At 60.3% G+C, this 9134-nt stretch carries 12 protein-coding genes and 1 pseudogene; 12 read left to right on the top strand and 1 reads right to left on the bottom strand.

The features are described from left to right. The coding region (locus B3849_RS02650) for an adenylosuccinate synthetase (protein WP_286779785.1) at positions 1 to 158 on the bottom strand (158 nt) is incomplete at its 3' end. 215 nt (positions 159 to 373) lie between these two features. On the opposite strand from B3849_RS02650, the gene B3849_RS02655 reads away from it, so the two are divergent. The 12 genes and pseudogenes from B3849_RS02655 to B3849_RS02710 form a co-directional block, all read left to right on the top strand. Next, positions 374 to 769: a DUF6524 family protein gene (locus tag B3849_RS02655; RefSeq protein ID WP_005852469.1), complete on the top strand. Its 396-nt coding sequence runs from the start codon at positions 374 to 376 to the stop codon at positions 767 to 769. Positions 770 to 889: 120 nt separating this feature from the next. Beyond that, a complete protein-coding gene (gene secG / locus B3849_RS02660; protein ID WP_037963028.1) occupies positions 890 to 1258 on the top strand; it encodes a preprotein translocase subunit SecG in 369 nt (122 codons plus the stop codon). A gap of 177 nt (positions 1259 to 1435) precedes the next feature. Then, a complete protein-coding gene (locus tag B3849_RS02665) occupies positions 1436 to 3085 on the top strand; it encodes a CTP synthase (protein WP_005852465.1) in 1650 nt (549 codons plus the stop codon). A gap of 24 nt (positions 3086 to 3109) precedes the next feature. Then, positions 3110 to 3892 carry a 23S rRNA (adenine(2030)-N(6))-methyltransferase RlmJ gene (gene rlmJ / locus B3849_RS02670; RefSeq protein WP_278425301.1) on the top strand — a complete coding sequence of 261 codons (783 nt, stop codon included), beginning with the start codon at positions 3110 to 3112 and terminating at the stop codon, positions 3890 to 3892. Positions 3893 to 3902: 10 nt separating this feature from the next. After that, entirely contained in the window at positions 3903 to 4196 is a 294-nt protein-coding gene (locus B3849_RS02675) for a DUF1330 domain-containing protein (RefSeq protein WP_278425300.1), read from the top strand. 137 nt (positions 4197 to 4333) lie between these two features. After that, positions 4334 to 4771: a TerB family tellurite resistance protein gene (locus B3849_RS02680; RefSeq protein WP_278376570.1), complete on the top strand. Its 438-nt coding sequence runs from the start codon at positions 4334 to 4336 to the stop codon at positions 4769 to 4771. A 37-nt stretch (positions 4772 to 4808) separates the two neighbouring features. Next, on the top strand, positions 4809 to 5249 hold the full coding sequence (locus B3849_RS02685) for a TerB family tellurite resistance protein (RefSeq protein WP_005852457.1): 441 nt from the start codon (positions 4809 to 4811) through the stop codon (positions 5247 to 5249). 127 nt (positions 5250 to 5376) lie between these two features. Further along, on the top strand, positions 5377 to 6153 hold the full coding sequence (locus B3849_RS02690) for an ABC transporter ATP-binding protein (RefSeq protein WP_278425299.1): 777 nt from the start codon (positions 5377 to 5379) through the stop codon (positions 6151 to 6153). A gap of 36 nt (positions 6154 to 6189) precedes the next feature. After that, complete coding sequence (locus B3849_RS02695) at positions 6190 to 6924, top strand: transporter substrate-binding domain-containing protein (protein WP_005852453.1); 735 nt, start codon at positions 6190 to 6192, stop codon at positions 6922 to 6924. A 109-nt stretch (positions 6925 to 7033) separates the two neighbouring features. Then, positions 7034 to 7915 carry an ABC transporter permease gene (locus tag B3849_RS02700; protein ID WP_081781238.1) on the top strand — a complete coding sequence of 294 codons (882 nt, stop codon included), beginning with the start codon at positions 7034 to 7036 and terminating at the stop codon, positions 7913 to 7915. Further along, positions 7912 to 8718 (top strand): ABC transporter permease, encoded by an 807-nt coding sequence (locus B3849_RS02705; RefSeq protein WP_064216931.1) that lies wholly within the window; start codon positions 7912 to 7914, stop codon positions 8716 to 8718. The genes B3849_RS02700 and B3849_RS02705 overlap by 4 nt, the downstream gene beginning before the upstream one ends. A gap of 97 nt (positions 8719 to 8815) precedes the next feature. Further along, positions 8816 to 9134: pseudogene (locus B3849_RS02710) on the top strand (glutamine synthetase); the annotation flags it as partial.

A 9134-nucleotide genomic window follows, 5' to 3' on the forward strand; every position in this document is an offset into this window, starting at 1 on the left:
TGCAGCTTGTAGACCTTGCCGTCGATGACCAATGTGTGGCCCGCGTTATGGCCGCCCTGAAAACGCGCGATGACATCGGCCCGTTCGCTGAGCCAGTCCACGATTTTGCCTTTTCCTTCGTCGCCCCATTGGGCGCCTACGACTACGACGTTGGCCATGAAGATATTCCTTTAACAGTTCAAATAACCGTGCAAACCCGTGGAGGTATAGCGACGACCGTCGGGGACCGAAACTGTAAAATGCAGCCAAAACGCCGCCGCGTCATTTTTCTGGGCATTTATCAGCTTGGGGCCGTGAAACTTCGCAACGGGCCACAGACTTTGCCTGGGCTGCACCGATATTCCATGCCGGATCAAAGAAGGAAGTACCGCAGATGGGATTCATCATACGTTGGGCCTGCGCCTTTGTCTTGCTGGCCGCGACCTTTAACCCGACCCCCTATAACTATGTCACCTGGGCGCAGCGATACGGGCATATGAACCTGTCCATCGCGGTGCTGCTGGGGCTTTTGCTGTTCATCGGCTACGTGATCTATCTCCGCGCGACGCTGCGCTCTATCGGCGGGCTGGGGATGCTGCTGGTGCTGGCGCTCGTGGGGTCAAGCCTTTGGGTGCTTTATGATCTGGGCATCCTAAGGCTGGACAACCGCAGCTTTAACCTCTGGCTCGGCCTTGTCGCGCTGAGCTTTGTGCTGGGCATCGGCCTCAGCTGGAGCATCTTTCGCAGGGCGGTATCCGGTCAGGCAGACGTGGACGATGTGGAAACCTGACACGGGCTTTCACACGGGCTTTCCGCCCAAGCGGCACCGCGGGTGCCAATCCTCCCTTGCCCCCATAGGCAAACTTGCCTAGACACGCCCAAAGTCCAAAACGCAGAGCCGTAGGTACCCATGGAAAATGTAGTCCTGATTGTCCATCTCATTCTGGCCCTTGGCCTGATTGCAGTCGTGTTGCTGCAACGGTCCGAAGGGGGCGGCCTTGGCATGGGCGGCGGCGGTGGCGGTGGGGCCGTGTCCGGTCGTGCAGCAGCCACGGCCATGGGCAAACTGACCTGGATTCTGGCCGCGGCCTTTATCGTGACCTCGATCACGCTGACCATCATCGCGGCTGAAAAATCTGCCGGGTCTTCGGTTATCGATCGTCTGGGGGCCACACCGCCCGCGCTGAACCAGGGCGACGCGCCTGCGCTGCCCGATGCCGACGCGCTGCTGCCACCGACACCTGCGGAAAATACACCGCAAGTGCCGACTGCGGATTAATCCAGACACTACAACAGCTTGAGGTTGGGCCAAGATACGCAACAGGATGTTGCGGCTTGGCCTTGCTTTTTCCATCCGAATCCTGTTAGGCTTAAGTCCCGTGATGCTGCGGTTTTCCGCAGCTCAATTGCTTGGCTTTTGCCGCATCAAATCTGAACTCACGGGGGCCTTCATCACATGGCACGCTATATTTTCATCACCGGTGGTGTGGTTTCCAGCCTTGGCAAAGGCCTTGCCTCTGCGGCGTTGGGGGCCTTGTTGCAAGCGCGCGGATACTCCGTCCGTCTGCGCAAACTGGACCCCTATCTGAACGTCGATCCCGGCACGATGTCGCCCTTTGAACATGGTGAGGTTTTCGTCACCGACGATGGCGCCGAAACCGATCTGGATCTGGGCCACTACGAACGCTTTACCGGCGTGGCCGCGCGCAAGACGGATTCGATCAGCTCGGGTCGGGTCTATTCCACCGTGCTCGAGAAAGAGCGGCGCGGCGACTATCTGGGCAAGACCATTCAGGTGATTCCCCACGTCACCAACGAGATCAAGGATTTCCTGCATGTCGGCGATGACGAGGTCGACTTTATGCTGTGCGAAATCGGCGGCACCGTCGGCGATATCGAAGGCCTGCCCTTCTTCGAAGCGATCCGCCAGTTCAGCCACGACAAGCCGCGCGGCCAGTGTATCTTCATGCACCTCACCCTGCTGCCCTATCTCGCGGCCAGCGGCGAGCTGAAGACCAAGCCGACGCAACACTCCGTCAAGGAACTGCAAAGCATCGGGATCGCGCCCGATATTCTGGTCTGCCGCTCCGAACACCCCATCCCCGAGAAAGAGCGCGAGAAAATCGCCCTGTTCTGTAACGTCCGCAAAGAGGCCGTGGTCGCGGCCTATGACCTGAAAACCATCTATGACGCGCCGCTGGCCTATCATGCGCAGGGTCTGGATCAGGCCGTGCTGGATGCTTTCGATATTTCCCCCGCACCCAAGCCCGAACTATCGGTCTGGCGCGATGTCTCTGACCGCGTGCACAACCCCGAAGGCGAAGTGAACGTCGCCATCGTCGGCAAATATACCCAGTTGGAAGATGCCTATAAGTCGATTGCAGAGGCGCTGACCCACGGGGGCATGGCCAACCGCGTCAAGGTCAAGATCGACTGGGTCGATGCCGAGGTCTTTGATCAGAGCGATGATGTATCGGCCCACCTCGAAGGGTTCCACGCGATCCTCGTGCCCGGCGGCTTTGGCGAACGCGGCACCGAGGGCAAGATCAAGGCGGCGCAATATGCCCGCGAGCAGAAAGTCCCCTATCTGGGGATCTGTCTGGGCATGCAGATGGCCGTGATCGAAGCCGCGCGCAACGTGGCCGGTCTGACAACCGCCGGCTCGGAAGAATTCGACCACGAATCCACCGGCAAGAAACGGTTCGAGCCCGTGGTCTACCACCTCAAGGAATGGGTGCAGGGCAACCATAAGGTTGAACGCAAGGTCGACGATGACAAAGGCGGCACCATGCGGCTTGGTGCCTATGACGCGACGCTGAAAGAAGGGTCGAACGTGGCCAAAGTCTATGGCACCACGTCCATCGACGAACGTCACCGCCACCGCTACGAGGTCGATACCGCCTACCGCGAGCAGCTTGAAAAAGCGGGTCTTACCTTCTCGGGGATGTCGCCCGACGGCATGCTCCCCGAGATCGTGGAATGGTCCGATCACCCGTGGTTCATCGGTGTGCAGTTCCACCCCGAACTCAAATCCAAGCCCTTTGACCCGCACCCCTTGTTCAAGGATTTCATCCGCGCCGCCAAGGAAATGTCGCGGCTGGTCTGACCCTCGCGAAAGGCGGCCAACGGCATGCTCAGCTACCAACATATCTACCACGCCGGCAATCTGGCCGATGTTCACAAACACAGCCTGCTGGCGTGGATGTTGGGGTATCTGACCCGCAAGGACAAACCGCTGTCCTATATGGAAACCCATGCGGGGCGCGCGCTGTATGACCTGTCAGACACGCCCGCGCTGAAAACAGGCGAGGCGGCGCAGGGCATTGGCCGCGTGCGCGGCTGGTTCGACGATGCGCACCCTTACGCACAGGTGCTTGACCAGATCACCGGTGAACATGGCGTAGACGCCTACCCCGGCTCTCCCCTGCTGGCGGCCAAGCTGCTGCGCGACAGCGACAGCATCCATCTGGCCGAACTGCACCCCGGCGAACATGCGGCCCTTGATCTGGCAATGTCGCCCTATGACGTCAAATGCCACCACCGCGACGGGTTCGACATGGCTTTCGCCCTGACCCCGCCCACCCCGCGCCGTGGCCTGATGCTGATCGACCCCAGCTTCGAGATCAAGACAGACTACGCCGATATCCCGCGCCACATTGGCAAGCTGGCGCGCGCGTGGAACGTCGGCATCATCGCGCTGTGGTATCCGATTTTGACCAATAAAGCGCATCAACCGATGCTCAGCGCGCTGATGGGGGCCCACCCCGAGGCCCTGCGTCACGAGGTCAGCTTTGCCCCTGCCCGCCCCGGTCACGGGATGGTCGGTTCTGGCATGTTCGTGCTGAACCCGCCCTTTGGGCTGAAAGAAGAAGCGGCCCGTCTGGCGGCCAAGTTCAAAACCCTACCCCGCTAAGGAGCCCCCGATGCCCAAAGGTTACTGGATCGCTAACGTCGACGTGCATGATGCCGAAGTCTACGACAAATACCGCGCCGCCAACGCCAAGCCCTTTGCCGATTTCGGGGCGAAGTTTCTGGTGCGTGGGGCCGCGCCCGACATCCGCGAAGGCACGTCGCACCCGCGCATCGTGGTGATCGAATTTGCCTCGCTGGCCGATGCGGTGGCCTGTTATGAAAGCGAGGGCTATCAGGCGGCCAAGGATATCCGGTCCTCCGTCTCTGACGGGAATCTGGTCATCGTCGAAGGGTATGAGGCCTAGGACCCCGACGCCCCCGCTCCGCCTGCCCCTGCGGCATTGCGCTTTTTATACATCACCCCTTTGCGAATATGGGAAAAACGGAACGCTGCGCGCGGAATCGGGTTAGCCTCATGTGCCCGTAAGGATAAAGAGTTGCCATGTTTGAACGTCTATTCCCCCGCCGCAAGCCGGACCCCAAGCCGCTGCCACAGCCGACCCCCCAGCTTGCCCTTGGCGCGTTGCTGGTGCGTGTGGCGCTGGCCGACCGCACCTACCGCGCCGCCGAAGTGGGGCAGATCGACCGCATCCTCGCCCAGACCTTTGGCCTGAAACCGATCGAGGCCGCGAAACTGCGCGCCACCTGCGAAGCACTGGAACGCCACGCCCCCGGTACGCCTGAATTCGCCCAGATCCTGCGCGAGGAAGTCCCCTATGACGACCGCAAGGCGCTTGGCGATGCGATGTGGTCTGTGGCGCTGGCCGATGGCGCACGTGACGACGACGAAGAGATCCAGCTGCTGGCGATTGAGACCGCGCTTGGCCTTAGCGACGCCGACATGACCGCCGCCCGCGAAAAAGCGCTGAACGCTTTGTGACCTTGGCCTTGCGCCGCAACCGCTCTATATCACGCCCATGTTCGCAGAATTCATCAAACGGCTGACCCAGCCTGATCCCGCCCAGCTTCCCGATGGGGATGCCCGCCTTGCGCTGACCGCGCTTTTGGTGCGCATCGCCAAGTCGGATAATGAATACGCCCCGTCCGAGCGCGCGCGCATCGACCAGATCATCGCGAAACGCTATGCGCTGGACGCTGACGGCACCGCCTCCCTGCGCGCCGACGCCGAAGCGTTGGAAGCCGAAGCCCCCGATACCGTCCGCTTTACCCGCGCGATCAAGGATGCCGTTCCCTATGACGACCGCCTTGCCGTGATCAAAGCCCTGTGGGAGGTCGTGCTGGCCGATGGCAGCCGCTCTGACGAGGAAAACGCATTGCTGCGGTTGGTGGCCAACTTGCTGGGGGTCACAGACACCGACAGCGCCATCGTGCGCAAGCAGATTGAAGACAAAGACTAGTTTACGCGCAGGCGGTGAATTTACGCGGGGTCAAGCGTTGAATTATTGGGCAAAACCCAAGTTCTGGATTGCAAATCCCCCTTGAAATCACCTTAACTTGCTGCGGAATGCACAATAAGGCAGCACAGTGACAGATCAGCCCCCCGTTATTGAGATCAACAATCTTCACAAGGCTTATGGCCCTCTGGAGGTGCTCAAGGGGGTGTCGGTCAAGGCCCCGCGCGGGCACGTCATCTCGCTGATCGGGTCGTCCGGCTCCGGCAAATCGACGCTGCTGCGCTGCTGCAACCTGCTGGAAGACAGCCAAGAGGGCGATCTGCGTTTCAACGGCGAGGCGGTCACCTGGAAAGGCAGCGGCCACCACCGCCGCCCTGCCGATCCAAAACAGGTGCTGCGCATCCGCACAAATTTGTCGATGGTGTTCCAACAGTTCAACCTGTGGTCCCATATGACGATCCTGCAAAACGTGATGGAGGCCCCGCTGACCGTCCTGCGCCGCGACCGCGCCGAGGTTGAGGCCGCCGCGCGGGCCTATCTCGACAAGGTGGGCATCGGCGACAAATGCGATGTCTTTCCGGCGCAACTGTCGGGTGGCCAGCAACAACGCGCCGCCATCGCACGCGGACTGTGTATGGAGCCCGAAGCATTGCTATTCGACGAACCGACCTCGGCGCTGGACCCCGAGCTTGAGCAAGAGGTCGTCAAAGTCATCAAGGATCTGGCCGCCGAAGGGCGGACCATGATGATCGTAACCCATGATATGAAACTGGCGGCCGATGTCTCGGATCACGTCGTTTTCCTGCATCAGGGTTTGATCGAAGAACAAGGGGCCCCCGAAGACCTGTTCGGCGCCCCTAAATCAGAACGTCTGCGCGGGTTCCTCTCGGCCACTCACGCAGAGTAAAACCACCTAAAAACAATAAACTGGGAGACTTCAAAAATGAAAACACTCGTTCTTGCAACCGCCGCACTGGCGCTGAGCACCGGTTTCGCCATGGCAGACGCCCACGGCAAGACCATCCGCATGGGGACCGAAGGGGCCTACCCTCCCTATAACTTCCTGAATGACGCGGGCGAAGTAGACGGCTTTGAGCGCGAAGTCGGTGACGAGCTCTGCGCCCGTGCCGAGCTGACCTGCGAATGGGTCACCAACGAATGGGACAGCATCATCCCGAACCTGACGTCGGGCAACTACGACACCATCATCGCTGGTATGAGCATCACCGACGAGCGCGAAGAAGTGATTGATTTCACACAGAACTACTTCCCGCCCGCAGCTTCCGCCTATGCGGCGAAATCGGCGGATGCCGATGTGATGGGCGGTGTTGTTGCAGCACAGACCAGCACGATCCAGGCCGGTCACGTGGCTGAATCCGGTGCCACCCTGCTGGAATTCGCCACCTATGATGAAACCGTCGCAGCCGTGAACAATGGCGAAGCGGATGCGGTTTTCGCCGACAAGGACGCGCTGGTCCCCACGGTCGAGGAATCCGGCGGCGAGATGGTCTTTGTCGGTGACGACGTGCCACTGGGCGGCGGCATCGGCCTTGGCCTGCGCGAAAGCGACACAGAACTGAAAGCGAAATTCGACGCCGCGATCCAGTCCATGAAGGACGATGGCAGCCTGAACAAGCTGATCATCAAATGGTTCGGCGAAGACGCCAATACATTCTGATCTTGATCGGGGCGGCGCAGAGGCCGCCCCTTTTCTCTGCCTGCCGATCTGAGTAAAGATCCAAATCCAGACGCCCGTCAAAGGGCGCATACCACCGGGACATTCCGCCATTTTTGCCTGCACCGACCCAGAAACGCTTTCCGGCCTGTCATGGCTGACGTGCTACCTGACCACGGGCAAGCATTTGGCCTTTTATGGTGCATTCGGCACCGTCTTGCTGCTGCTCGCCATCACCGCCCCCGCCGCACTTGCCTTTGGCTTTGGCGGTGCGATGGCCGCGCGGTCGCCCTTTGCGCCGCTGTCATGGCTGGGCCGCGCCTATATCGCCATTGTGCGGGGCGTGCCCGACATCGCCTTCTTCCTGTTCTTCGTCATCGCGCTGGATCAGGGCATCGAATACCTGCGCCACAAGGTGAAATGCCCCGACTGGGATCAGCCGATCCGTCAGGGCAGCGACTTTATCGTCTGTCAGGCCGCCAAGATGCCGCTTGGCAACTCTGCCCAATGGGTACACGAGGCCTATGGCTTTTCGCTCGCGGTGCTGACCTTTGCCATCGTTTTCGGGGCCTTTGCCGCCAATGTGCTTTATGGCGCGATGCGCGCTGTGCCCCGCGCCCAGATCGAGACCGGCGAGGCGTATGGCATGACCCCGCGCCAGACCTTCTGGCGTATCCTTGTGCCGCAGATGTGGGTCTATGCGCTGCCCGGTCTGGGGAACCTGTGGATGGTGCTGATCAAGGCCACCCCGCTGTTGTTCCTGCTGGGCGTCGAAGACATCGTTTATTGGGCGCGTGATCTGGGCGGAGCCAAGACCCCGCGCTTTACCGATTACCCCCATCCCGACTGGCGCATGTGGTATTTTCTGGCGCTGCTGGTGTTCTACCTCTGCTTTACCCGTGTGTCTGAAATTGTGCTCGACCGGCTGATGCGCCGTCTGACCAAGGGTCAGGCCACCGCCGGCGGCGAAGCACAGCGAAAGGCAGCGGCATGACCTGTTGGGAAACCATCCAATCCTACGGGCTGCGCTCGCTTGGCTATGGCGAACGGCTGCTGCCGCGCAGTGACTTTACGCTGTGTGACCAGTTCACCCTGATCGGGTCGGGCATGATCTGGAACGTCTACTACGGGTTTTTCGCGCTGGTCAGCGGCTTCCTGCTGGCGACCGCGCTGGCCGTGGCTAAGGCCCACCCCAGCCCTTGGCTGCGCAAACCGGCCGAATGGTTTATCTTCCTGTTCCGCGGCTCGCCCTTGTTCATCCAGTTCTTCTTTGGCTATTTCCTGTTCCTTAGCCTAAAATCTGTGCACCCGTTCTTTGATATGTTCACCTCTGCGTGGCTTGGGGCGCTGATTGTTCTGTTCTTCAACACCTCTGCCTACTCGGCCGAGATCTTCTATGGCGCGCTGCAATCCATCCCCAAGGGCGACACCGAAGCCGCCGATGCCTACGGCATTTCCGGCTGGTCGCGGTTCAAGCGCATCATCTGGCCCACCATGCTGCGGCTGGCATGGCCCGCCTATACAAACGAGGCAATCTTCCTGTTTCATGCGACAACGCTGGTGTTTTTCACCGGTTTTCCGGCGCTGCAACAACGCGGGGACGCGCTGTATTACGCCAGCTATTTCGCGGACAAGACGTTTAACCCGTTTATCCCCTACCCGATTTTGGCGGGCTACTTCATTTTGCTGACGCTGGTGATCATTGCCATCTTCGGGCTGATCAACCGCCGTTTGAACCGCCATGTGCCTCAGGCTGCGGTGCGGAAAATTCGCTTGCGTCTAAATCTGATCCGGTAGTATCTGTTTTTTGATCAAATTATTTAGCGCGTGGGCGCTACCCCCGGTTTTCACGTTGTAAGAACGCCGTTCATGCCCGCCGCTTGCAAGGTGTGATATGAAAAACTGGCTCCGCAAACATCCTCAGGTCCGCACAATCCGTGTGGCCGCCGCCGACCTCAATGGTCAGGCCCGCGGCAAGCGCATCCCCACGCGCTTTGCCGACAAGGTGGTAGAGGACGGTACGCGCTTTCCCATGTCGGTGCTGAACCTCGATATCTGGGGCGAAGACATTGACGACAGCCCGCTGGTGTTTGAAAGCGGCGATGCCGATGGCATCCTGCACCCGACCGAACGCGGCTTTCTGCCGATGCCCTGGCTTGATGCGCCCTCGGCGCTGCTGCCGATCTGGATGTTCCACGAGGACGGGCGCCCCT

Source organism: Sulfitobacter sp. UBA4523 (assembly GCF_002388305.1).
Taxonomy (GTDB): Bacteria; Pseudomonadota; Alphaproteobacteria; order Rhodobacterales; family Rhodobacteraceae; genus Sulfitobacter; species Sulfitobacter pontiacus.

Bases quoted from the DNA above. Each gene is read 5' to 3' on its own strand.
- B3849_RS02685 (WP_005852457.1), top strand. From the start codon at position 4,809: ATGTTCGCAGAATTCATCAAACGGCTGACCCAGCCTGATCCCGCCCAG.
- B3849_RS02695 (WP_005852453.1), top strand. From the start codon at position 6,190: ATGAAAACACTCGTTCTTGCAACCGCCGCACTGGCGCTGAGCACCGGT.
- rlmJ (WP_278425301.1), top strand. From the start codon at position 3,110: ATGCTCAGCTACCAACATATCTACCACGCCGGCAATCTGGCCGATGTT.
- B3849_RS02705 (WP_064216931.1), top strand. From the start codon at position 7,912: ATGACCTGTTGGGAAACCATCCAATCCTACGGGCTGCGCTCGCTTGGC.
- secG (WP_037963028.1), top strand. From the start codon at position 890: ATGGAAAATGTAGTCCTGATTGTCCATCTCATTCTGGCCCTTGGCCTG.
- B3849_RS02680 (WP_278376570.1), top strand. From the start codon at position 4,334: ATGTTTGAACGTCTATTCCCCCGCCGCAAGCCGGACCCCAAGCCGCTG.
- B3849_RS02675 (WP_278425300.1), top strand. From the start codon at position 3,903: ATGCCCAAAGGTTACTGGATCGCTAACGTCGACGTGCATGATGCCGAA.
- B3849_RS02665 (WP_005852465.1), top strand. From the start codon at position 1,436: ATGGCACGCTATATTTTCATCACCGGTGGTGTGGTTTCCAGCCTTGGC.
- B3849_RS02655 (WP_005852469.1), top strand. From the start codon at position 374: ATGGGATTCATCATACGTTGGGCCTGCGCCTTTGTCTTGCTGGCCGCG.